This is a genomic window from Streptomyces sp. NPDC107517 (assembly GCF_055582645.1).
In genome coordinates, this window is record NZ_JBVJPM010000012.1 from 163,856 (window position 1) to 185,681 (window position 21,826).

Below are 21,826 nucleotides of genomic sequence, written 5' to 3' on the forward strand. Positions count from 1 at the left end.
CCGGTCAGTTGAGCATCGCCCGGGCCGCCCGCGCCTGCGCGCGTACGGTCTCGGCCGCCGGGGCGTCCACGGCGCCCACCACATCCGCGTACGCGTCCAGCTCCGCCGCCCCCGCGAGGAAGTCCCCGCTGCGGACGAGGAGTTGGGCCCGCTCGTAGCGCAGCCGGGCCGGGTGCGCGGGCAGCAGCAGCGACAGCTCGACCGCCCACATCGCCACGTCCGAACGCTCCGGCCGGGCCGCAGCCCACGCGCGGATGTTGTTCAGGATCCGCATCACGACGTCCAGCGGATCGGCAGGCTGCAGCATCGACGCGTTCAGCGGCGCCCCCGTCGCACCGGCCACGAGCAGCTCCGCGTCCGCCCCGGTCAGCACCTGGCCCCCGTCGAACGGATCGGCGAGCACCTGATCCTGCGCGGGTCCGAACCCGACCACGAAGTGCCCCGGCAGCGCCACCCCGTACACCGGCGCCCCGGCCCGCCGCGCGACCTCCATCCACACCACCGACAACAGGATCGGCAGCCCCCGCCTGCGCCGCACCACCTCGTGCAGGAGCGAGGACTCCAGCCGCTCGTAGTCGCCCGGCGTGCCACGGAAACCGCAGCGGTCCCCCAGCAGCTCGGCCAGCGCCGTCGCCCACGCCCGCGGTCCGCCGGGACGGAACGGCACCTGCCCGGCGAGCCGGTCGAGGTCCATCTGGACGGCGTCCATCCCGGCCTCGTCGAGCGAGCCGTCCGCCTCGGCGGCCACCAGCAGGCACAGCTGAGACAGATCGGGCCGCTCCGCCCGCGCCTCCTCGGCGAACCGCCGGCGCAGTTCCTCGGAGCGGGGTGAGATGGGGGACATGGGTGCCTCGCTCAGTGTCCGGCCGAATCCGGGTCCCGGTCCGGTTCCGGGGCGCGGTAGTGGTGGTACGCGTGGTGTGCGGCGAAGCCGAGCCGCCCGTACAGCGCCCGGGCCCCTTCATTGTCCGCCTCCACCTGGAGCCAGGCCGCCGACGCGCCCTCCTCCAGCGCGCGGCGCGCGAGCGCCGTCATCACGCCCGACGCCAGGCCCTCGCGCCGCCGCGACGGGGCCACCTCGACCGCCGCGAAACCGGCCCACCGCCCGTCCACGACGCATCGCCCGATCGCGTCGGGCTCCCCGCCCTCTCCCGGCACGGTCGCGAACCACACCGACGGCCCGGTCGTCAGCACCTTCAGGGCCACCTCGCTCGCGCCCTTGCGCTGATACCGGCCGAGCCATGCCTCGCCCGGCTCCCGCGTCAGCCCGACCCGGTCGCCGAGGTCCACGCCGTCCGCGACCGGCGCGAGCCCGCCGACCCACATCTCCGCGCTCACCTCACGCACCCACCGCCGCGCCTCCAGCTCCGCGCACAGCAGCTCCTGCGTGCCCTCGGCGCCGGTCGCGGTCTGGATGTACGCGGGCAGCCCGCGCCGCTCGTACCAGGCACGGACGCGCGTGAGCGCCTCGTCGAGGGGGAGCCCCGGATCGCCCAGCGGCAACACCGAGTTGGCCCGCCTCGTAAACCCGCCGGCTGCCCGCAGCTCCCAGCCGCCGAGCCGCTCGCTCTCCACCGGCTGCCACGCGCGCGCGGCAGCCCGCGCCAGCTCCTCGTACGACGCGGCGGGCCCGCGGCGCCGGGCGGGCGCGGCCGGTACGACCTTGCCCGCGACCAGCGACGATTCCGGAATGTGGACCTGCTCTCCGTCTCGTTTTGTGATGAGCAGCACACCATCGTTCCACGATGTGAGAACCCCGACCGTGTCGGTGAACTTCGCACCCGGCGAGCCGACCTCGGTCAGTCGTCGCACTGAGACACGTTTTCCCACGTCAGAGGCCGTCAAGCGAAGCTCGAGCCGTCCGCCCGCAGTGAATTCCACAGCTCTGTCCACCCCTCCTGTTCGGATCATGCCCAGGAACGGAGATACTAGGTGCGGGCATCGACGACGCCGCGCTCCCGCGCGCCACGCGGACGAGCCGCAGATCGGCCCGCCGCGCCCTACCGAGGAGGAACGACAGCGTGACCTACGTCATCGCGCAGCCTTGTGTCGACGTGAAGGACAAGGCGTGCATCGAGGAGTGCCCGGTCGACTGCATCTACGAGGGCTCCCGGTCCTTGTACATCCACCCGGACGAATGCGTCGACTGTGGAGCCTGTGAGCCGGTCTGCCCGGTCGAGGCGATCTTCTACGAGGACGACACTCCCGAAGAGTGGAAGGACTACTACAAGGCGAACGTCGAGTTCTTCGACGAGCTCGGCTCGCCCGGCGGCGCCAGCAAGCTCGGCCTGATCGAGCGCGACCACGCCTTCATCGCCGCGCTTCCGCCGCAGAACCAGTAAGCGGCCGCATATCGCACCGCCCCGGTCCCGTACGGCACACCCGCCGTACGGGACCGAGGCGTTTACCCAAGTACGCATGCACGTACGAGCGACACGTACGAAAGAAGTGAGTCAGGTGTCCGCAGTCTCCGACCGCCTTCCCACGTTCCCCTGGGACAAGCTCGAGCCGTACAAGAAGACGGCCGCCGCCCATGAGGGCGGGATCGTCGACCTCTCCGTCGGCACACCGGTCGACCCGGTGCCCGAGCTGATCCAGAAAGCGCTGCTGGCGGCCGCGGACTCGCCCGGCTATCCCACGGTGTGGGGCACGCCCGAACTGCGGGACGCGCTCGTGGGCTGGAGCGAGCGGCGCCTCGGCGCGCGCGGGTTCACCCACCGCAACGTCCTGCCGATCGTCGGCTCCAAGGAGCTCGTGGCCTGGCTCCCCACCCAGCTGGGCCTCGGCCCCGGAGACAAGGTCGCCTACCCGCGTCTGGCCTACCCGACGTACGAGGTCGGCGCCCGCCTGGCCCGCGCGGACCACGTCTCGTACGACGACCCGACAGAGCTCGACCCGGCGGGGATCAAGCTCCTGTGGCTCAACTCGCCCTCGAACCCGACCGGCCGCGTCCTGTCCAAGGACGAGCTGACCCGGATCGTCGCCTGGGCGCGTGAGCACGGCATCCTCGTCTTCTCCGACGAGTGCTACATCGAGCTCGGCTGGGAGGCGGACCCGGTCTCGGTCCTGCACCCGGACGTCTGCGGCGGCTCGTACGAGGGCATCGTGTCGGTCCACTCGCTCTCGAAGCGGTCGAACCTCGCGGGCTACCGGGCCGCCTTCCTGGCCGGAGACGCCGCCGTCCTCGGCGACCTGCTCGAGATCCGCAAGCACGGCGGCATGATGACGTCCGCCCCGACGCAGGCGGCCGTCGTCGCGGCCCTCGGGGACGACGAGCACGTGCAGGAGCAGCGCGGACGCTACGCCGCCCGCCGCACGGCCCTGCGCGAGGCCCTGGTGAAGCACGGCTTCCGCATCGAGCACAGCGAGGCGAGCCTCTACCTGTGGGCGACGCGCGACCAGTCCTGCTGGGACACCGTGGCGCACCTGGCGGAGCTGGGGATCCTGGTCGCGCCCGGCGACTTCTACGGGCCCGCGGGCGACCGCTTCGTCCGTGTGGCGCTGACGGCGAGCGACGAGCGCGTGGCCGCGGCGGTCGAGCGCCTGAGCCAGGGCGCCTGAGCCGGGGCGCCTGAGCCGGGGCTCACGGCACAGCGAAGGGGGCGGGGAGCCTGTCGTCACAGGCTCCCCGCCCCCTTTCACTGTGTGCCGGATGCTCAGCCGAGCGGCAGGCCCTGCGTCGGCAGCTCGCCCGTGGCGGGGAGTGCGCCGGTGGGCAGGCCGCTGCCGAGCGCGTCGGTCGGGAGGCCGCCGCCGGTGGCCGTGCCCGCGGTCTTGCCGACCACGTCACCGGCGCTGCCCGCGACGTCACCGGCCGCCTTCTGGGCGGCGGGGGCGACCGTCTTGGCGCTCTGGCCCACGGCCTTGCCGGCGGTCGGCACGGCCTTCTTCACGGCCTTGCTAGCCGTGTCGCCCGCGAGGCCGCTGGCGTTCCGGGCAGCGCCGTCGACGGTGTTGCCGACGTTCGCGCCGTCGAGCGCGGTGAGGCCGCCCACGTTCGGGGTGGCCGGGAGGTCTACGGCGCTCGCGGATCCGGCCGCTCCGACCACGGGAGCCGCTCCCGCTGCGATCAGCAGCGCGGCACGGGCGATCCGGCGGGTCAGGGGGAGGGACATTGATGCTCCTTAGACGGGAGAGAACGGTGGTGTCCGGCGTCGGGTGCCCGGCGCTCGGACGCAGTGACTACCGCTCGAAGGTCGCGAAGGTTTCGCCCGCGCAACGTAAAGAGTTGGCAATGTGTCGCATTATCATCTGCGGCGAAAAACGGGCAAACGCCACGCGCTCCGCGACGTCGTAAAACGCCTACGCCCCTTTGCCCGCAAGGGATTTCCGCATATGCCCACGGGTCCTGCGAAGAACCGCGAGGGGCGTCGTCCTCAGCTGACGTACATCGCCCGATCGAGCTATCAACCGCACTACTGCGCGGTGACGATCCGGACCTCTCCGAGGCCCTTCTCGGCCCCCGCCGCGGCCTGCGCCGCCGCCCCGCTCCACTTGCCGCCGTCGTCGCCCGCGATCCAGTCGCGGCCCGCGTAGGACACCCGCTCGATGCGCAGCGCCGAGGAGTTGGCCACCGCCCAGTGCGCCAGCTCCCAGCCGCGCTGCCGCTCCCCGCCCTCGGCCGAGTCCATCGTGGCGGGCACCGGGACGGTCACGTCATGTCCGCCCGCGCCGGCCGCCGGCGACACCCCGCGCCCGAAGTCGCGCACCAGTGCCGCCCGCACCTTCGCCGGATCGCCCGGCTTCCTGACCTCCGTGCCGCTCGGCCGCCCCTCGCAGGTCAGCGAGGCACCCGCCCGGCCCGTCAGCGCCGCGGCGAGCAGCGTGGCGTCCGGCTCGTGCTTCGCGTACGCCTGCGGATAGCCGCTGCGCTGCACCCGCTGCGCGGCGACCGTCAGAGGCAGCCGCGAATAGCCCGGGATCTTGTCCAGGTGCTCGTAGAACCGCCCCGCCGCGTACACCGGGTCCATGATCTGCTCCTGTGTGCCCCAGCCCTCCGACGGGCGCTGCTGGAACAGGCCCAGCGAGTCGCGGTCGCCGTGGTGGATGTTCCGCAGGCCCGACTCCTGGAGCGCGGTCGCGAGCGCGATCGTGACGGCGCGCTCGGGCATGCCGCGCGAGGTGCCGACGGCCGAGATCGTCGCCGCGTTCACCGCTTGCTCGGAGGTGAACGCGTAGGACGCGCCGTCGCCGTTCCCCGAGACGACCGTGCAGCGCGGGGCCGGTCTGCCACCCGAGACGTACTGGACGATCAGATACGCGGCGACAGCGAGCAGCACCACGACGGCCGCCCCGATACGGAGGAGACGGCCGCGCCGGACAAGGGTGGGGGGCTCAGGCACGCGTCAAAGGTACTGGAGGCCACCGACAGGGCCCGAGGCCGCCGGGCATTAGGGTCGACGCCATGGACCTCACCGCCCTTGACCTCACGCGGGACGCCGCGCTGCTCACCGCCCAGCTGGTCGACTTCGCGTCGCCGAGCGGGCAGGAGAAGCCCCTCGCCGACGCCATCGAGACGGCCCTGCGCGCCCTGCCGCACCTCACGGTCGACCGGTACGGCAACAACATCGTCGCGCGCACGAACCTGGGGCGCGCCGAGCGGGTCATCCTCGCCGGGCACATCGACACGGTCCCGATCGCGGACAACGTCCCCTCGCGGCTCGACGAGGACGGCGTCCTGTGGGGCTGCGGCACCAGCGACATGAAGTCGGGCGTCGCGGTCCAGCTGCGCATCGCGCAGACCGTCACCGAGCCCAACCGCGACCTCACGTTCGTCTTCTACGACAACGAAGAGGTCGCCGCGCACCTCAACGGTCTGGGACACGTGGCCGAAGCCCACCCCGACTGGCTGGAGGGCGATTTCGCGATCCTCCTGGAGGGCACCGACGGCGAGGTCGAGGGCGGCTGCCAGGGCACCCTGCGCGTCATCCTGACGACCAAGGGCGAGCGGGCGCACTCCGCGCGCGCGTGGATGGGCTCCAACGCCGTCCACAAGGCCGCCCCCATCCTCGAACGCCTCGCCGCGTACGAGCCCCGCAAGCCCGTCGTCGACGGACTCCGGTTCCACGAGGGCCTCAACGCCGTACGCATCGAGGGCGGCGTCGCCACCAACGTCATCCCCGACGCCTGTTCGGTCACCGTCAACTTCCGCTACGCGCCCGACCGCAGCGCCGAGGAGGCCGAGGCCTTCGTCCGGGACTTCTTCGCCGGCTGCGACATCGACGACTACGTGGTCGACGACCACACCGGCGGCGCCCGTCCCGGCCTCGACCACCCGGCCGCCGCCGCGTTCATGGCGGCCGTCGGCGGCAAGGCCCGCCCCAAGTTCGGCTGGACGGACGTCTCCCGGTTCAGCGCGCTCGGTGTCCCCGCCGTGAACTACGGTCCCGGCGACCCGATCTTCGCCCACAAGAGGGACGAGCACGTGGACACCCGCAAGATCCTCGCCGCCGAGGAACGTCTGCGTTCCTGGCTCACGGCCTGACACTCCGAGGTCCCCCGCGCGTAACCCGCGTAGACCTACCCTTGCTGCACGTACGCAGTGGAGGGAGCAGCGAATGAGCAACCCCGAGGGCAGGAAGCGCCCCAAGGAGCAGCGGCTCGGCCCGGTGATCCGTCGCCGCGACCAGGTCCAGGCGGGCACGACCGACCAGCGCCTCCTCGACTCCGAAGGTCCCTCCGAGTGGGTGCACACCGACCCCTGGCGGGTCCTGCGCATCCAGTCGGAGTTCATCGAGGGTTTCGGCACGCTCGCCGAACTCCCGCCCGCCATCAGCGTGTTCGGCTCGGCCCGTACGCAGCCGGACTCGGCGGAGTACGCGGCCGGAGTCGCCATCGGCAGGGCGCTCGTCGAGGCCGGGTTCGCGGTCATCACGGGCGGCGGGCCCGGCGCGATGCAGGCCGCGAACCAGGGCGCCGTCGAGGCCAAGGGCATCTCCGTGGGCCTCGGCATCGAGCTGCCCTTCGAACAGGGCCTCAACCAGTACGTCGACCTCGGCCTGAACTTCCGCTACTTCTTCGTCAGAAAGACGATGTTCGTCAAGTACGCCCAGGGTTTCGTGGTCCTGCCGGGCGGCCTCGGCACCCTGGACGAGCTGTTCGAGGCGCTCACCCTCGTCCAGACCACGAAGGTCACGCGCTTCCCGATCGTCCTTTTCGGCACGCAGTACTGGAGCGGCCTGGTCGACTGGCTGAAGAACACCGTCATCGCCCAGGGCAAGGCCTCCGAGGCCGACCTGCTCCTCTTCCACGTCACGGACGACGTGGAAGAGGCGATCTCCCTCGTGACCAAGGAAGTCGGCAAGTAAGGCCCTGAGAACAGGCGCCTACGCGAGCCCTCGGCGGGCGACCGCCGGGGGCCGGTGGCCGGCGATGGCGGCGACCATGTCGAGCACCTGCCTGGTCTCGGCCACCTCATGGACCCGGTACACCTGCGCGCCCAGCCACGCCGACACCGCCGTCGTCGCCAGCGTCCCGATCACCCGCTCCTTGACCGGCCGGTCGAGCGTCTCCCCGACGAAGTCCTTGTTCGACAGGGACACCAGGACCGGCCAGCCCGTCTCCACCATCTCGCCCAGCCTGCGCGTGGCCTCCAGGCTGTGCCGGGTGTTCTTGCCGAAGTCGTGACCCGGGTCGATGAGCACGGACTCGCGCGGCACCCCCAGCGCGACGGCCCGCTCGGCGAGCCCCACGGTCACCTCCAGGATGTCCGCCATCACGTCGTCGTACGCGACACGGTGCGGGCGCGTGCGCGGCTCGGCGCCGCCCGCGTGCGTGCAGACCAGGCCCTTCCCGTAACGCGCCGCGACCTCCGCCAGCTTGGGGTCGACGCCACCCCACGCGTCGTTCAGGACGTCGGCGCCGGCCTCGCAGACCGCCTCGCCCACGTCGTGCCGCCAGGTGTCGACGCTGATGACGACGTCCGGGAAGCGGCGGCGCACCTCGGCCACGAAGCCGACCGTGCGGCGGGCCTCCTCCTGCGCGCTCACCTCGTCGCCGGGGCCCGCCTTGACCCCGCCGATGTCGATGATCGCGGCGCCCTCCGCCACGGCCTGTTCGACCCGGGTGAGAGCGGGCTCGTCGTGGAACGTCGAACCCTGGTCGTAGAACGAGTCGGGGGTCCGGTTCACGATCGCCATGATCACCGGCTCGTGTGCGCCGAACTCGCGCGGGCCAAGCCTGAGCATCCCCTGTGACTCTCCTTGTGGCTGCTGTGAAACCTGTCGACCGGTCGCCTGCGACCTTAACTGTCACACCCTCATGGCACGATCGGACCCTGACAGTTTCCGGACCGGGATCGGGACCGGATCCGGGCTTCGAGCCAGGGGACAGCGAAGATGGTCATGTTCTTGTTTCTCGTCGTCGCGCTCGTCGTGGTCGTCGGCGCGGTGACGCTCGCCGTGCTCGGCGGCGGCGAGAGCGGGGCGCTCCCGGAGGCGCCGCCCGAGCAGTTCACCGACCCGCTGCCCCACGACCGGCCCGTCGGCCGCGCCGACGTGGAGGCCCTGCGCCTGCCCGTCGCCCTGCGGGGCTACCGCATGGCGGAGGTGGACGACGCCCTCGGGCGGCTCGGCGCCGAGCTCGCCGAGCGGGACCAGCGGATCTCCGACCTCGAGACCGCCCTGTCGGGCGCGCGGGCCCAGATGCGACCCCAGGGGCCCGGTTTCGGCCTGCACCCCGGAGAGGGCCACCAGTGAGCGACGAAAGCGCCGGCGGCGCAGTACCGGGCCCGGACGGGGCGCTGCGCTGCCCGTGGGGCCTGTCCACCGAGGACTACGTGAAGTATCACGACGAGGAGTGGGGCCGCCCCGTCCACGGCGACGACGCGCTGTTCGAGCGGGTTTCCCTGGAGGCGTTCCAGTCCGGCCTGTCCTGGATCACGATCCTGCGGCGCCGCGAGGGTTTCCGCGCCGCGTTCGCCGGGTTCAAGATCTCCGACGTGGCCGCGTTCACGGACACCGACCGCGAGCGGCTCCTCACCGACGAAGGCATCATCCGCAACCGCGCCAAGATCGACGCGACGCTGGCCAACGCGCGCGTGCTCGCGGACTGGCCCGAGGGCGAGCTCGACACCCTCATCTGGTCGCACGCCCCGGACCCGGCCGCCCGCCCGGCGCCGCGCGTCATCGGAGACGTACCCGCGATCACGGACGAGTCGACGGCCCTGTCCAAGGCGCTCAAGAAGCGCGGCCTGCGCTTCGTCGGCCCGACGACGGCGTACGCGCTCATGCAGGCCTGCGGCCTGGTCAACGATCACCTGGTGGACTGCACGGCCCGCGAGCGCTGAGGACGGACCTCACACGCGCCACGGGCCACGCACGCGTCCTACCGGCCCAGGTACTTGGGCTTCTCCTTGGCGATGAACGCCTGGACCGCGATGGCGTGGTCCTCCGACGCGCCCGCCCTCGACTGGAGTTCGTCCTCCTTGTCGAGGGACTCGTCCAGGGTGTGACCCGCCGCGAAGGCGAGGGACTCCTTCAGCGCCGCGTACGCCACCGTCGGACCCTCGGCCAGCGAACGCGCCAACTTCCGTGCCTCCTCGGCCAGTTCGGCCGCGGGCACGACCCGGTTCGCGATCCCGAGCTCGTACGCCTCCTGCGCCTTCACCGAGCGCGGGAACAGCAGCAGGTCGGCGGCGCGCCCGGGGCCCACGACGCGCGGCAGCGTCCAGGACACCCCCGAGTCCGCGGTCAGGGCGACGCCCGCGAAGGACGTGTTGAAGGCAGCTGTGTCCGAGACGATCCGGTAGTCGGCGGCGAGCGCGAAGCCGAAACCGGCCCCCGCGGCCACACCGTTGACCGCGGCCACGACGGGCTTCGGCATCTGCGTCAGGGCCCGCAGGATCGGGTTGTAGTGCTCGCGCACGGTGTTCATGGTGCGGCCCGTGCCCGCCTCGCGGTCGGCCGTCAGGGAGCCCACGTGCTCCTTCAGGTCCTGGCCCACACAGAACGCCCGGTCGCCCGCGGCGGTGAGCAGTACGGCCCGCACCGCACCGTCCGCCGCGGCCGCCTGCGCCGCGTCCCGGAAGGCGACCTTGGACTCGGTGTTCATCGCGTTCATCGCCTCGGGGCGGTTGAGCGTGATGGTCGCGAGCCCGTCGCTCACCTCGTAGAGAACGCTGTCGGCCATGGAACCCTCCAACTGGTGCGGCTCGGTCGTCGTCAGTGCTCAGCATGACGGAGATCACGGTCTGCGGCGGAGCCCGCGCATGTGACCTGCGTCAAAGAAATTCGTCTCGGCGGAGTCGCGAAGGAGGCGCAGTATCGCAGTCACATCGCCGAATTGAGTGGTTTTGCTCAAGCGCGTTGCGCAAGCGATGCAGACCGGAGTTGGTCATCGGGTCCCGCGATGCGGGATAATGGCCAAGAAGCAATGTGTTCGATGCCGGTGACACCTGGGTTGTCGGCTGCGATGAGCTGGTTTCAGGAAGGGGAACGAGCATGGCGGCCATGAAGCCGCGGACGGGCGACGGCCCGCTCGAGGTGACCAAGGAGGGGCGGGGCATCGTCATGCGCGTTCCGCTCGAAGGCGGCGGTCGGCTTGTCGTCGAGCTGACTCCGGACGAGGCCGATGCACTCGGCGATGCCCTCAAGAAGGTCGTCGGCTAACGCGGAAGCGACCATACCTGTCGACTGCCCCGGTACCGCAAGCGGTGCCGGGGCAGTCGTGTATCCGCAGGTCAGAGCACACATGAAAGATCATTTACGGGGCTGGGAGCGCGGCGTCAGCGCTTGACGGCGCAGAGCAGCCCGTCGCCGACCGGGAGCAGCGAAGGCACCAGATCCTGTGCCTCACGCACCGCCCGCAGCAGCTCCCGCATCCGCAGGACCTCCACCGGCTGGGGGCCGGAATCGACCGTCCGGCCGTCGGCGAAGACGCCCTCGAAACAGACGAGCCCGCCAGGACGCAACAGGCGCAACGATTCAGCGAGGTAGTCGAGGCACTCGGTGCGGTCGCCGTCGCAGAAGACGAGGTCGTAGCCGCTGTCAGCGAGCCGCGGCAGCACGTCGAGGGCCCGTCCGGGGATGAAACGAGCACGATTGCTCGCGAATCCGGCGGCGCGGAACGCCTCCCGGGCGAACTGCTGCCGCTCCGGCTCCGGATCCACCGTGGTCAGGACGCCGTCGGGCCGCATGCCGTGCAGCAGATGGATTCCGGACACCCCGGTCCCCGTGCCGATCTCGGCCACCGCCTTGGCGCCCACGGTGGCAGCGAGCATCCGCAGCGCGGCGCCCGCGCCGGGGGACACCGGGCGGGTGCCGGCCTCACGGGCCCGGTCCCGGGCCCAGCGCAGCGCGTCGTCCTCGGCGACAAAGGCGTCGGCGAACGCCCAGCTCGTCTGCCGGTTGCCGGTAATGGCCCTCTCCTGTCCCCGTGGTTGCCTGCGCGTGACTGTATCCGTTGGTGGCGGGAACTCGCAGATGGGACCGGGCGTTTAAGAGGGCAGGAGAGAACGGCGTGGAAAAGAGCGCGGGGGTGGCCGGTGGACCGACGGACCGAACAACGCAGGCGAAGCGCCCGGCGTCCTCAGGCAAATCTCAGTAAAAACGCTTATCCGGAGCTAACGGGCGAGGTGGCTATGGTAGGGGCTCCGCTGGACACCACCAGAGCCGACAGGGGAGGTGCGGCTGCGCCTGTGGATCGGGGAGGAGCGCTGCGGCGCTTTCTCAGGTCGGCGGGTGAGCCGAAATCCGTGACCAACAACGCTGACCGTTCCAACGCCGCTCGTCCCGCGCAGACCGCGACCTTTGCCGATGATGCGGAATCACAGGCGTGGACTCCCCCGACCTGGGAGGAGATCGTCAGCACGCACAGCGGCCGGGTCTACCGACTCGCCTACCGTCTGACGGGCAACCAGCACGACGCCGAGGACCTCACACAGGAAGTCTTCGTCCGCGTCTTCCGCTCGCTGTCGACGTACACGCCCGGCACCTTCGAGGGCTGGCTGCACCGCATCACCACGAACCTCTTCCTCGACATGGTGCGCCGCAAGCAGCGCATCCGCTTCGACGCCCTCGGGGACGACGCGGCCGAGCGCCTGCCGAGCCGCGAGCCGTCGCCGCAGCAGGTCTTCCACGACACGCACTTCGACGCGGACGTCCAGCAGGCGCTGGACACCCTCGCGCCCGAATTCCGTGCGGCCGTCGTCCTGTGCGACATCGAGGGCCTCTCGTACGAGGAGATCGCCGCGACCCTGGGCGTCAAGCTCGGCACGGTCCGCAGCCGGATCCACCGCGGTCGCTCGCAGCTGCGCAAGGCCCTGCAGCACCGCTCGCCCGAGGCACGCGCCGAGCGCCGCTCGCTCGCGGCCACGGGCGTTCCCGCGCTTGGAGGAGGGGGCGCGAGCGCGTGAGTGGATCACGTCCGGACCCCGCCGAGCGTCAGCTCACCGAGCAGCATCTCGGAGACCGGCTCGCCGCCCTTGTCGACGGCGAGCTGGGCCATGACGCCCGCGAGCGGGGACTCGCCCATCTGGCCACCTGTCCGAAGTGCAAGGCCGAGGCCGACGCACAACGGCGACTGAAGAGCGTCTTCGCCGAGGCGGCACCCCCGCCCCCCACCGAGAGTTTCCTGGCCCGCCTCCAGGGGCTCCCCGGGGGAGGTGACGACTCATACGGCGGCGGCACCCCGTTCGGCGGGGGAGGACTCGGCGGCAGAGGCTTCGGGAACGGAGTCTTCGGAGTAGACCCCGACCCCTTCGGCTACGCCCCGACCGGCCGCCACGACGCACTGCTCGCCGGCGCCCCCGCCGCGGAGCGCGGCTTCCGCATCCATGAGGTCGGCCGCGGTGACTCCGACCGCGCGGCCTCGCGCGGGCGCCGCTTCGCGTTCGCCGCTGCCGGTGCCGTGTCGCTCGCCGCGATCGCGCTCGGCGGCGTCTCCACCGGCGTTCCCGCCGACACGGGTGGTGACGTCCGGGGCGGCGGTTCGGGCAGCAACGCGACGCCACTGCGCACCCAGAGCGCCGGCGTCGCCACGGCGGCCGAATCACAGCGCCGCCGGAACATGTCGCCGATGCTCGGACAGCGGGCGGGCGGCGCGCTGAACGCACCGGTCGCCGCCACGGAGTCGGGCGCACCCCTGCTGTCCGGCATGGCCACGCAGCGGGGCGCGCAGAGCGCCGTCTACCCGCTCGCGGCCCCGCTCCTCAGCGGGACCACGACGCTGTCTCCGCTGATACGTCCCGCCGCACCCGTCCCCGCATTGCCCCGGTCCGGAGTCGGCACGGCATTCGAGAGCCCCGGGTCCAGCCCGGAGACCGGCCCCGGGTCCAGCCTCGCGGCGGCCCCCGCGGCGTCGCCCTCCGGCACGCCCACGGCCTCCGCCCGCTGACCCTGCTCTCTGCGCGCCGGTCCGCGAACCTGGTTGAATCCATGGTGAGCGGCCGCGCCCGCCGGGCGATCCCGGAGCGCGGCGCCGACAGGCGGTCCGACTGGGGCGATCGCCGTGTGGCTGCCCGCGGGTCGTTGCCGCGGGCCAGGTGTGGGGAGAGCGGCGGAAGATGGACGAGGGGAAGCCCACAAAGGCGAAGTGGTGGAGCCGCCCCCGGCCCAACGGGGGCGCTCCGCGCGATGACGGGGACTTCGAGCTGGCCCGGCCGGCGGCGATGCCTGCGGCGGGCTCGGGGGATGCCGAGGCCGAGGCCGAGGCCGAGGCCGAGGCCGAGACCCGGTCGGGAGCCGCTACCGCAGACGTGCTCGTCGGGAGCGGTGAAGCTCCGGGTGACGGGGCGTCGGTTGCGGGCACTGGTGCCGGTGCTGGTGAGGGTTCCGGTGATCGTGGTGCCGTTGTCGGTGTTCCGGTTGCTGACGTTCCGGGTGGCCGTGGTGCCGTTGTCGATGCCCCGGTTGCTGACGTTCCGGGTGATCGCGCTGCCGTCGTCGATGTCCCGGCTGCCGAAGCTCCGGGTGGCGGTGGTGCCGTTGCCGATGTCCCGGCTGCCGAAGATCCCAGTGATCCCGTTCCGGTTGCTGACGCAGTTGTGGCCGAGGGATCTGCTGGGGTGCCCAGTGAACCCGTAACGGTTGATCAGAGTGCCGTGCCGCAGGCGCGGCCGCGTCCTCTGCATGCGCCGGATCCCTACGGCACGCCGCCGTACGGTGAGCCCGGGCCCTGGGCGCCCGCGCCGCCGGTGCAGCACCCGGCCGCCGCCACGCCCGCGCAGGGCACGGCCATGCCGTCCCCTGCCCACGGCACGCCCGTGCCGCCGCAGCACGGCGCTCCGCCGCCGTACGCCGGCGGAGCGATACCCCAGGCCGCCCCGTACGTCCCGCACCCTGCCGCAGCCGCTCAGCCCGGCCCGCACCCGGCGGATCACGCACCGGTGCCTGTCGAACAGCACGCGCACCATGGGGCGCCGCCGCTAGCGGGTGGCCCGGAGGGGCCGGGGACGGTCCCCGGCGGACCCGGGATCAACCCGCCCCCGCCCGGAGGGCCTTGGCAGCGGTATGACCCCTGGAAAACGCCCGTGCCCGTGGGCGGGCGCCGGCAGGGGACCAAGCGGGGGCGGCGGCTGCTGGTCGCCTGGACCGCCGTGGTCGCGCTCGTCGCGGGCGGGATCGGTGGCCTCGTCGGCACGTATCTGGAGCGCAACGGCTCGTCCGCCGACGTGGAACTGCCGCAGACCGACGCCGAGTCGGCGAAGCGCGACCCCGGCAGCATCGCCGGAATCGCGGCCCGCGCCCTGCCGGGCGTCGTCACGATCCATGTCAGCGGTTCCGACACCCAGGGCACCGGCACCGGTTTCGTCCTAGACGCCCAGGGCCACATCCTCACCAACAACCACGTCGTCGAACCGGCCGGCAGCAGCGGTGACATATCGGTCGCCTTCAGCGGAGGCGAGACCGCCAAGGCCGAGGTGATCGGCCACGACTCCGGCTACGACCTCGCTGTCGTCAAGGTCACCGGCGTGCGCGGGCTCAAGCCCCTCGCCCTCGGCAACTCGGAGAACGTGCAGGTCGGCGACCCCGTCGTGGCCATAGGCGCCCCCTTCGACCTGGCCAACACGGTGACCTCCGGGATCATCAGCGCCAAGGAGCGGCCCATCACGGCCGGCGGCGAGAAGGGCGACGGCAGCGACATCAGCTACGTCGACGCGCTGCAGACCGACGCACCCATCAACCCGGGCAACTCGGGCGGCCCGCTGGTCGATGCGCAGGGCCGCGTCATCGGCATCAACAGCGCCATCCGCTCCGCCGACAGCGGCTCGGACCTGGAGAGCGGCCAGTCCGGCTCGATCGGCCTCGGCTTCGCCATCCCCATCAACCAGGGCAAGCGCGTCGCCGAGGAGCTGATCAACACCGGCCGCGCGACCCACCCTGTGATCGGCGTCACGCTCGACATGGACTACTCGGGTGACGGAGCCCGTGTCGCCACGAAAGGCAACAACGGCGGCTCGCCGGTGAATCCGGGCGGCCCCGGCGCCAAGGCGGGGATCAAGGGCAGCGACGTCGTCACCGCAGTGGACGGGGCGCCCGTCCACTCCGCCCAGGAGCTCATCGTCAAGATCCGGTCCCACCGGCCCGGGGACCGTCTGGCCCTGACCGTGAAACGGGACGGCAAGGAGCGCGAGGTGACCCTTGTCCTGGGCTCCGCGGACGGCAGCTGACGGACGACTGAAGGCGCTCGGCAGGCACTCCGCCATGGCCCCGCCCGGACCCTTCCGGCGGGGTCGGGCCGGGGCCAGGCAGAGGCCGGTCCCGGGCCTCGTCGGGGCCGTGCCGCGCCCCGCCGGAGCGCCGGCCGCAAGCGCTTGTGCGACGGCTGGGTCCAGACGTAGCCCAGTGGCTACCGGACGGACAGCAACGCCGGGTACCGTGGACCCGGTCCGGAACCCGGAAGACCTGCCACGGAGACCTGCTGCGGGCCTGAGGACACGCTAGGAGCGCAAGGTGTTCAACGACATAGGCCCACTCGAGCTGCTGACGCTCGTCGTTCTTGCTGTGCTCGTCTTCGGCCCGGACAAGCTGCCGAAGGTCATTCAGGACGTGACGCGCACGATCCGTAAGATCCGCGAGTTCTCGGACAGCGCCAAGCGGGACATCCGCGAGGAACTGGGCCCGGAGTTCAAGGACTTCGAGTTCGAGGACCTCAACCCGAAGACGTTCATCCGCAAGCAGCTGGACAACGACGAGCTCGGGCTGAAAGAGATCCGCAACGGCTTCGACCTGAAGAAGGAGATGGCCGAGGTCACGGAGGCCGTGCAGAGCGCGGACGAGTCCTCGTCCGGCTCCGGGTCCGCCGCCGCGTCGTCCGGTTCGGCTCCCGCCAAGATCGACATGCAGAAGAAGCCGGCGGCGGACGATCACCCGCCGTACGACGCCGACGCGACCTGACGCCTGCGTGACCTGACGGCGTCGCGACTCGCCGCCCGGCACCCCGGCGACCCGCCCGGACGCGCCGGGCCGACCCGCCCGGACGCCCCGGCGACCCGCCCCGCGTAACTGTCGGAACCCGGAGTGCCCAGCCCGGGTGTGGCATCCTGCCTTGTTGTTGCGCGGATCGGTGGCGAGGACGCCCGAGGGGGGTGGGCCGCCGCGGTCCGACTGAGCGAGGAGGCGGCCGGGTACATGGAGACGACGAGTCGGGTAGGCGCGCAGGCGCCCGCGGCGCAAGGGGCCCCCGAGGTCCTGACGGCCCGGCGCACGGTCGACGGCTACCTGCAGGCGCCCTTCCCGTGGTACGGCCTCGACGAGGCGTTCACGGGACCGCGGTGGCTGATGCAGGTCGGCACCTCGGCGGAGGGCGCCGTCGAGCACGGTTCCATCGGGCACGGCGACGAGCCCACCGTGCGGAGCGAAGGCGCGGAGGACAAGGAGCGGTTCGCGGTCGTGGTGACCGTGGCGGCCAGCCCCGTGCGGCGCAGCGCCGACGGTACGGGTGTGCTCGAGGCGACCTCGGTCTCCTCGGCGGCCTGGCTCGCGGGTGTCGGCCTGCTCAACGTCACGTGGCCGGGGCAGATGGACCACACCCTGCGCGACGACTGGCTGGACCAGCAGACCGAGACGGCGTGGACCCTCGCGGACGACCTCGGGAGCGCGGACTGGACGACGCTGTCCCTGCCGGTGGACGGCGTCCCGATGACGTTCCACTACCGGGAGTCGGAGTTCGGCTGGGTCCTCGCCGGTTCGACGCAGGAGGGCGTGCACCTGGGGGCGTTCGGGCGCGGCATGAGCGCGTACGGCCTCGGATTCTCGATGATCAAGGACATCGGCGCCTACGAGGCCTAAGGGCTCCGAGTACGCCGATGGGGCACGGTCACGATGACCGTGCCCCATCGGCTTGAGCCCAGTGGGTCAGAACTTGTTGCGCGGGGTGATTCCCAGCGACATGCCCGACAGGCCGCGCGCGCGGCCGCCCAGCTTGCCGGCGATGGCACGCAGGGCCGAGCCCGCGGGGGAGTCGGGGTCGGTGAGGACCACCGGCTTGCCCTCGTCGCCGCCCTCACGCAGCCGGACGTCGATCGGGATGGAGCCGAGCACCGGGACGTTCGCCCCGGTCGTGCGCGTGAGGCCCTCGGCGACGCGCTCGCCGCCGCCCGTGCCGAACACGTCGACCATCTCGCCGCAGTGCGGGCAGGGCAGCCCCGCCATGTTCTCGACGACGCCGACGATCTTCTGGTGGGTCTGGACCGCGATGGAGCCGGCGCGCTCGGCGACCTCGGCCGCCGCCTGCTGGGGCGTCGTGACGACGAGGATCTCCGCGTTCGGGACGAGCTGCGCGACGGAGATCGCGATGTCGCCCGTGCCCGGCGGCAGGTCGAGGAGCAGGACGTCCAGGTCGCCCCAGAAGACGTCGGCGAGGAACTGCTGGAGGGCGCGGTGCAGCATCGGGCCGCGCCACACGACCGGCGCGTTGCCCGGCGTGAACATGCCGATCGAGATGACCTTCACGCCGTTCGCAGACGGCGGCATGATCATGTTCTCGACCTGGGTGGGACGCCCCTCGGCGCCCAGCATGCGCGGCACGCTGTGGCCGTAGATGTCGGCGTCCACGACGCCGACCTTCAGGCCGTCGGCGGCCATCGCGGCCGCGAGGTTCACCGTCACCGAGGACTTGCCGACGCCGCCCTTGCCGGACGCCACCGCGTACACACGGGTCAGCGAGCCGGGCTTGGCGAAGGGCACCTCGCGCTCGGCCGTGCCGCCGCGCAGCGCGGCGGCGAGCTCCTTGCGCTGCTCGTCGCCCATCACGTCCAGCGTGACGTCGACGCGCGTGACGCCCTCGACGGCCGCGACCGCGTCGGTCACGTTCTTCGTGATGGTCTCGCGCATGGGACAGCCGGAGACGGTGAGGTACACGGTGACCGCGACCGCGCCATCCGCGCCGATCTCCACAGATTTGACCATCCCCAGCTCGGTGATGGGTCGCTGGATCTCGGGGTCGTTCACCGTCGCCAGTGCTTCGCGCACCGCGTCTTCCGTAGCCATACGCCGATAGTACGGCGCGGTAACCCTTGTCCGGAAAGCCCTGTCAGCGGTCGTCTACGTCACGTCGGTGAGCCGCGTCGGAAGAAGAGCCCGCCGGGAAGGCGACGCGCTGGTCCTCCAGCTCCTTGAGCAGGTCCTGGAGTTCGGAGCGGATCCAGTCGCGGGTGGCGACCTCGCCGAGGCCCATGCGCAGGGCGGCGACCTCGCGGCTGAGGTACTCGGTGTCGGCGATGGACCGCTCGTTCTGCTTGCGGTCCTGTTCGAGGTTGACCTTGTCGCGGTCGTCCTGCCGGTTCTGCGCGAGCAGGATGAGCGGAGCGGCGTACGAGGCCTGGAGCGAGAGCATCAGGGTCAGGAAGATGAACGGGTACTGGTCGAAGCGCAGATTGCCCGGCGCCGTGACGTTCCACACGACCCACGCGATGATGATCACCGTCATCCAGACGATGAACCGGCCCGTCCCCAGGAAGCGCGCGATGCGCTCCGAGAGGCGTCCGAAGGCCTCCGGGTCGTAGTCGGGCAGCAGCTTGCGGCGCGGGGGGCGCGGCAGGTCGAGCCGGAAGCGCGGCGCCCGCGCGGCCTCGGGACGGCCGTCCCGCTCGCGCTCAGCCGGTGCCATGGCTCACCTCCCCGTCGGCCAGGTGGAACTCCTGCTCTCGCCAGTCCTCCGGCAGCATGTGGTCGAGGACGTCGTCCACAGTGACCGCGCCGAGGAGCGAACCGCTCTCGTCGACGACGGGCGCCGCCACCATGTCGTAGGTCGCGAAGAACCCGGCGACGACCGGGAGCGCGGCGGACGGCGCGAGGGCCTGGAGGTCCTCGTCGAGCATCGACGAGACCAGCGTGTACGGGGGATCGCGCAGCAGCCGCTGGAAGTGCACCGTGCCGAGGTACTTGCCGGTGGGCGTCTCGTCCGGCGGCCGGCACACGTACACCTGCGCGGCCAGCGAGGGGGAGAGGTCGGGGTTGCGGACCCGGGCCAGCGCGTCGGCGACGGTCGCGTCGGGCCGCAGCACGATCGGCTCGGTCGTCATCAGACCGCCCGCCGTCTTGTCCTCGTACGCCATCAGCCGCCGCACGTCGGCCGCGTCCGAGGGCTGCATCAGCGCGAGCAGCCGCTCCTTGTCGTCCTCGGGCAGCTCACCGAGCAGGTCGGCGGCGTCGTCCGGGTCCATCTCCTCCAGGACGTCGGCGGCGCGCTCCTCCTTGAGCTTGCCGAGGATCTCGATCTGGTCGTCCTCGGGCAGCTCCTCGAGGACGTCCGCGAGCCGCTCGTTCGTGAGGGCCGACGCGACCTCGGCGCGGCGCTTGGGGGAGAGGTGGTGCAGGACGTTGGCGAGGTCGGCCGGGCGCAGCTGCTCGAACGTGGCGAGGAGGTTCTCGGCGCCCTGCCCGTGCTCCTCCAGCGAGAACCCGTCGACGGCCGACCAGTCGACGGTGAGCGTCTCGCCCTTGGCACGCCGGAACGCGCCGCCGCCCTTGCCCTTCCGTACGAAGACCCGGTCGATCTCCCAGTCCCTGCGCGCCGGCAGCTGCTGGACGGAGACGTCAAGGACCGTCACCTCCTCACCGGACTCGACGAGCCGCACCCGCCGGTCGAGCATCTCGCCGAGGACGAGCCGCTCGGTGGGCCGCTGCTCGAAGCGCCGCACGTTCAGTACGCCGGTGGTGATGACCTGGCCGGACTCGATGCCGGTCACGCGGGTCATGGGCAGGAAGATGCGGCGCCGCGTGGACAGCTCCACGACGAGCCCGAGCAGCCGGGGCGGGCGGCGGCCCACGCGCAGCATGGCGACGAGGTCGCGGACGCGCCCCACCATGTCGCCGTTGGGGTCGAAGACGGCGATGCCGGAGAGATGCGAGACGAAGATCCGGGGGGCGCCTGCCGCCATGCGCCGCGCCTCCTTTACATCCGCATTTGTTCTGAAGGTGTGTTTCAGGCTAGCCCGTCCCGGTCCCGTGCGCCTTTGCGCTGCGTCCGGACGGACTGGCTCCGTTCACCGCAGGTGACACGGGTACGCTGCCGTTCTGCCGCCGAGCAAGACGCCGTACGAGAGGTAGCGCGAGCCGTGACCGTTCTTCCCCTGGCCCGCCGTTCCCACGGGATTTTTCTGGTGGGAGTGATGTGCCTCGGGCTCGCGGCGTGCAGCAGCGAGGATCCGGACGCGGGCACGAACGGCGTCGCCGAACTGACCGCCCCGAAGATCCAGAGCCGCACCGTCAAGGCCGCGCAGGGGGCCGGTGCCGTGCGTCTGTCCGGCACGGTCGTCAGCAACGGACACTCGTACAAGATCGACATGCGGCTCAAGGACGAGGGTGGCTCGGGATCCGTCACGACGGGCGGCCGGACCTTCCAGCTGCTGCGGGTCAAGGAGCATCTGTTCCTCAAGGCCGACGCGGACTTCTGGACGCACCAGGACGGCAAGGGTTCGGGCAGTACGGAGCAGGGGGGCACGGCCGCCGCGGACAAGCTCGACGGCAAGTACGTCAAGGTCCCGCAGGGTGACCCGGCCTACAAACGCCTGAGCGGCTTCACCGTCAAGGGCGCGCTCCTGGACGGCCTGCTCACGCTCCACGGCAAGGTGGAGAAGGGGGACCGGGGCTCGTCGGGCGGCGTACGCACGGTCGAACTCACCGGCGACAAGGGCTCAGGCGGCACCCTCGACGTCTCCCTCGAGGGCACCCCGTACCCGCTGCGCCTGGAGCGAGCGGGCGGCGCCGGCACGCTCCAACTCACCGACTGGGGCAAGGACTTCACGCTCCGCGAGCCGGGCAAGGGCGAGATGGTGGACTACGGGGCGCAGCTCCCGACGTCCTGAGGCCCTCTTGGAAGGACCCTCACTTCCCGCGCCGCTTGCGGCGGAGCAGGAGGTGGGGGAGTGCCCGGGGAGCCTCGCGGCGGGTGGTTGCCGTCGTGGCGAGCGGTGCGGCGGCCAGCGCGTCGGACGACGGCGGGACCGTGGACCCCGTCGGCTCCAGGCGGAGCACCCGGCACTCACGCGCCCAGCGCTCCGGCATCGCCTCGCCGTCCGGCGCGTTCAGGCGCTTGCCCTTCAGCTCGGCGACGGCCGCCTCCCACTCCTCGGAGTGCGGGGCGAGCTCGACGACGCCGGCCGTCCAGCCCACGAGGCGCCCGCCCTTGTCCTTGCTGCGCACGGTGACGGTCGCCGCCCCGCCGTCGGTGAGGCCGGGGAGCGGCTGCTCGCCGGGCCCGTCGCCGACCAGGTTCGCCGCGCCCTCGTGCCACACGTGCCACAGGGCGCGCTCAGGGCCTGCGGCCCCCCGTACCCAGATGAGGCCGGACTTCTTGGTGGCCTCCTCGACGAGGGCCTGGTCCATCGGCCCAGGTGCCGTGGAGCGGCTCGTCGAGGGGTCGTCGTCGGGAGAGGGGCTGGCCT

At 71.9% G+C, this 21,826-nt stretch carries 25 protein-coding genes; 14 read left to right on the plus strand and 11 right to left on the minus strand.

Annotated features, from left to right (window positions below):
• Nucleotides 1-4 precede the first annotated feature (4 nt).
• Together ACZ67T_RS26600 and ACZ67T_RS26605 are read right to left on the minus strand one after the other, a co-directional pair.
• On the minus strand, nt 5-844 hold the full coding sequence (locus tag ACZ67T_RS26600) for a transglutaminase family protein (RefSeq protein WP_469987494.1): 840 nt from the start codon (nt 842-844) through the stop codon (nt 5-7).
• 11 nt (nt 845-855) lie between these two features.
• Nucleotides 856-1,881: a GNAT family N-acetyltransferase gene (locus ACZ67T_RS26605; RefSeq protein ID WP_469987495.1), complete on the minus strand. Its 1,026-nt coding sequence runs from the start codon at nt 1,879-1,881 to the stop codon at nt 856-858.
• A 140-nt stretch (nt 1,882-2,021) separates the two neighbouring features.
• Between ACZ67T_RS26605 and fdxA the strand changes: the two genes are divergently transcribed.
• Together fdxA and ACZ67T_RS26615 are read left to right on the plus strand one after the other, a co-directional pair.
• Nucleotides 2,022-2,342, plus strand: a complete 321-nt coding sequence (fdxA, locus tag ACZ67T_RS26610) for a ferredoxin (protein ID WP_030573070.1) — start codon at nt 2,022-2,024, stop codon at nt 2,340-2,342.
• A 115-nt stretch (nt 2,343-2,457) separates the two neighbouring features.
• Nucleotides 2,458-3,561 carry a bifunctional succinyldiaminopimelate transaminase/glutamate-prephenate aminotransferase gene (locus tag ACZ67T_RS26615; RefSeq protein ID WP_469987496.1) on the plus strand — a complete coding sequence of 368 codons (1,104 nt, stop codon included), beginning with the start codon at nt 2,458-2,460 and terminating at the stop codon, nt 3,559-3,561.
• Between the two features lie 95 nt (nt 3,562-3,656).
• On the opposite strand, the gene ACZ67T_RS26620 is transcribed toward ACZ67T_RS26615, so the two are convergent.
• Together ACZ67T_RS26620 and ACZ67T_RS26625 are read right to left on the minus strand one after the other, a co-directional pair.
• Nucleotides 3,657-4,115 (minus strand): ATP-binding protein, encoded by a 459-nt coding sequence (locus tag ACZ67T_RS26620; protein ID WP_469987497.1) that lies wholly within the window; start codon nt 4,113-4,115, stop codon nt 3,657-3,659.
• 300 nt (nt 4,116-4,415) lie between these two features.
• A complete protein-coding gene (locus tag ACZ67T_RS26625) occupies nt 4,416-5,342 on the minus strand; it encodes a heavy metal transporter (protein ID WP_469987498.1) in 927 nt (308 codons plus the stop codon).
• Between the two features lie 62 nt (nt 5,343-5,404).
• Here ACZ67T_RS26625 and dapE point away from each other — a divergent pair, with 62 nt between their 5' ends.
• Both dapE and ACZ67T_RS26635 read left to right on the plus strand, forming a co-directional pair.
• Nucleotides 5,405-6,484, plus strand: a complete 1,080-nt coding sequence (gene dapE / locus ACZ67T_RS26630; protein WP_326711321.1) for a succinyl-diaminopimelate desuccinylase — start codon at nt 5,405-5,407, stop codon at nt 6,482-6,484.
• A gap of 73 nt (nt 6,485-6,557) precedes the next feature.
• Complete coding sequence (locus tag ACZ67T_RS26635; RefSeq protein ID WP_469987499.1) at nt 6,558-7,307, plus strand: LOG family protein; 750 nt, start codon at nt 6,558-6,560, stop codon at nt 7,305-7,307.
• 18 nt (nt 7,308-7,325) lie between these two features.
• Here the strand turns inward: ACZ67T_RS26635 and folP are convergent, their stop codons facing one another.
• A complete protein-coding gene (gene folP / locus ACZ67T_RS26640) occupies nt 7,326-8,186 on the minus strand; it encodes a dihydropteroate synthase (RefSeq protein WP_469987500.1) in 861 nt (286 codons plus the stop codon).
• 150 nt (nt 8,187-8,336) lie between these two features.
• On the opposite strand from folP, the gene ACZ67T_RS26645 reads away from it, so the two are divergent.
• Both ACZ67T_RS26645 and ACZ67T_RS26650 read left to right on the plus strand, forming a co-directional pair.
• A complete protein-coding gene (locus tag ACZ67T_RS26645; RefSeq protein WP_469987501.1) occupies nt 8,337-8,696 on the plus strand; it encodes a DivIVA domain-containing protein in 360 nt (119 codons plus the stop codon).
• Entirely contained in the window at nt 8,693-9,286 is a 594-nt protein-coding gene (locus tag ACZ67T_RS26650; RefSeq protein ID WP_469987502.1) for a DNA-3-methyladenine glycosylase I, read from the plus strand. The genes ACZ67T_RS26645 and ACZ67T_RS26650 overlap by 4 nt, the downstream gene beginning before the upstream one ends.
• A gap of 38 nt (nt 9,287-9,324) precedes the next feature.
• On the opposite strand, the gene chcB is transcribed toward ACZ67T_RS26650, so the two are convergent.
• Nucleotides 9,325-10,128, minus strand: a complete 804-nt coding sequence (gene chcB / locus ACZ67T_RS26655) for a 2-cyclohexenylcarbonyl CoA isomerase (protein WP_469987503.1) — start codon at nt 10,126-10,128, stop codon at nt 9,325-9,327.
• A gap of 311 nt (nt 10,129-10,439) precedes the next feature.
• Here chcB and ACZ67T_RS26660 point away from each other — a divergent pair, with 311 nt between their 5' ends.
• Nucleotides 10,440-10,607, plus strand: a complete 168-nt coding sequence (locus ACZ67T_RS26660; protein WP_003966491.1) for a DUF3117 domain-containing protein — start codon at nt 10,440-10,442, stop codon at nt 10,605-10,607.
• 116 nt (nt 10,608-10,723) lie between these two features.
• On the opposite strand, the gene ACZ67T_RS26665 is transcribed toward ACZ67T_RS26660, so the two are convergent.
• Nucleotides 10,724-11,422: an O-methyltransferase gene (locus ACZ67T_RS26665; protein WP_100596628.1), complete on the minus strand. Its 699-nt coding sequence runs from the start codon at nt 11,420-11,422 to the stop codon at nt 10,724-10,726.
• 156 nt (nt 11,423-11,578) lie between these two features.
• On the opposite strand from ACZ67T_RS26665, the gene sigE reads away from it, so the two are divergent.
• From sigE to ACZ67T_RS26695, 6 genes are all read left to right on the plus strand, one after another.
• A complete protein-coding gene (gene sigE, locus ACZ67T_RS26670) occupies nt 11,579-12,352 on the plus strand; it encodes an RNA polymerase sigma factor SigE (RefSeq protein WP_469987609.1) in 774 nt (257 codons plus the stop codon).
• On the plus strand, nt 12,349-13,332 hold the full coding sequence (locus tag ACZ67T_RS26675) for a zf-HC2 domain-containing protein (RefSeq protein ID WP_469987504.1): 984 nt from the start codon (nt 12,349-12,351) through the stop codon (nt 13,330-13,332). Before sigE ends, ACZ67T_RS26675 begins: the two co-directional genes overlap by 4 nt.
• 377 nt (nt 13,333-13,709) lie before the next feature.
• Entirely contained in the window at nt 13,710-14,021 is a 312-nt protein-coding gene (locus ACZ67T_RS26680; RefSeq protein WP_469987505.1) for a hypothetical protein, read from the plus strand.
• 17 nt (nt 14,022-14,038) lie between these two features.
• Entirely contained in the window at nt 14,039-15,607 is a 1,569-nt protein-coding gene (locus tag ACZ67T_RS26685) for a S1C family serine protease (RefSeq protein WP_469987506.1), read from the plus strand.
• Nucleotides 15,608-15,890: 283 nt separating this feature from the next.
• Complete coding sequence (locus tag ACZ67T_RS26690; RefSeq protein ID WP_469987507.1) at nt 15,891-16,334, plus strand: sec-independent translocase; 444 nt, start codon at nt 15,891-15,893, stop codon at nt 16,332-16,334.
• Nucleotides 16,335-16,568: 234 nt separating this feature from the next.
• Nucleotides 16,569-17,228 (plus strand): hypothetical protein, encoded by a 660-nt coding sequence (locus ACZ67T_RS26695; protein ID WP_469987508.1) that lies wholly within the window; start codon nt 16,569-16,571, stop codon nt 17,226-17,228.
• A gap of 66 nt (nt 17,229-17,294) precedes the next feature.
• Here ACZ67T_RS26695 and ACZ67T_RS26700 read toward each other — a convergent pair whose 3' ends face one another.
• Genes ACZ67T_RS26700 through ACZ67T_RS26710 form a run of 3 tightly spaced genes read right to left on the minus strand, consistent with a single transcriptional unit; the run spans nt 17,295 to nt 20,320 of the window.
• Nucleotides 17,295-18,428 (minus strand): Mrp/NBP35 family ATP-binding protein, encoded by a 1,134-nt coding sequence (locus ACZ67T_RS26700; RefSeq protein ID WP_326774235.1) that lies wholly within the window; start codon nt 18,426-18,428, stop codon nt 17,295-17,297.
• A 43-nt stretch (nt 18,429-18,471) separates the two neighbouring features.
• Nucleotides 18,472-19,047 (minus strand): DUF1003 domain-containing protein, encoded by a 576-nt coding sequence (locus ACZ67T_RS26705; RefSeq protein ID WP_469987509.1) that lies wholly within the window; start codon nt 19,045-19,047, stop codon nt 18,472-18,474.
• A complete protein-coding gene (locus ACZ67T_RS26710) occupies nt 19,034-20,320 on the minus strand; it encodes a magnesium transporter MgtE N-terminal domain-containing protein (RefSeq protein WP_469987510.1) in 1,287 nt (428 codons plus the stop codon). Before ACZ67T_RS26710 ends, ACZ67T_RS26705 begins: the two co-directional genes overlap by 14 nt.
• 177 nt (nt 20,321-20,497) lie before the next feature.
• On the opposite strand from ACZ67T_RS26710, the gene ACZ67T_RS26715 reads away from it, so the two are divergent.
• Nucleotides 20,498-21,247 (plus strand): hypothetical protein, encoded by a 750-nt coding sequence (locus tag ACZ67T_RS26715; RefSeq protein ID WP_469987511.1) that lies wholly within the window; start codon nt 20,498-20,500, stop codon nt 21,245-21,247.
• Nucleotides 21,248-21,266: 19 nt separating this feature from the next.
• On the opposite strand, the gene ACZ67T_RS26720 is transcribed toward ACZ67T_RS26715, so the two are convergent.
• Nucleotides 21,267-21,767 carry a hypothetical protein gene (locus ACZ67T_RS26720; protein WP_469987610.1) on the minus strand — a complete coding sequence of 167 codons (501 nt, stop codon included), beginning with the start codon at nt 21,765-21,767 and terminating at the stop codon, nt 21,267-21,269.
• Nucleotides 21,768-21,826: the final 59 nt, after the last annotated feature.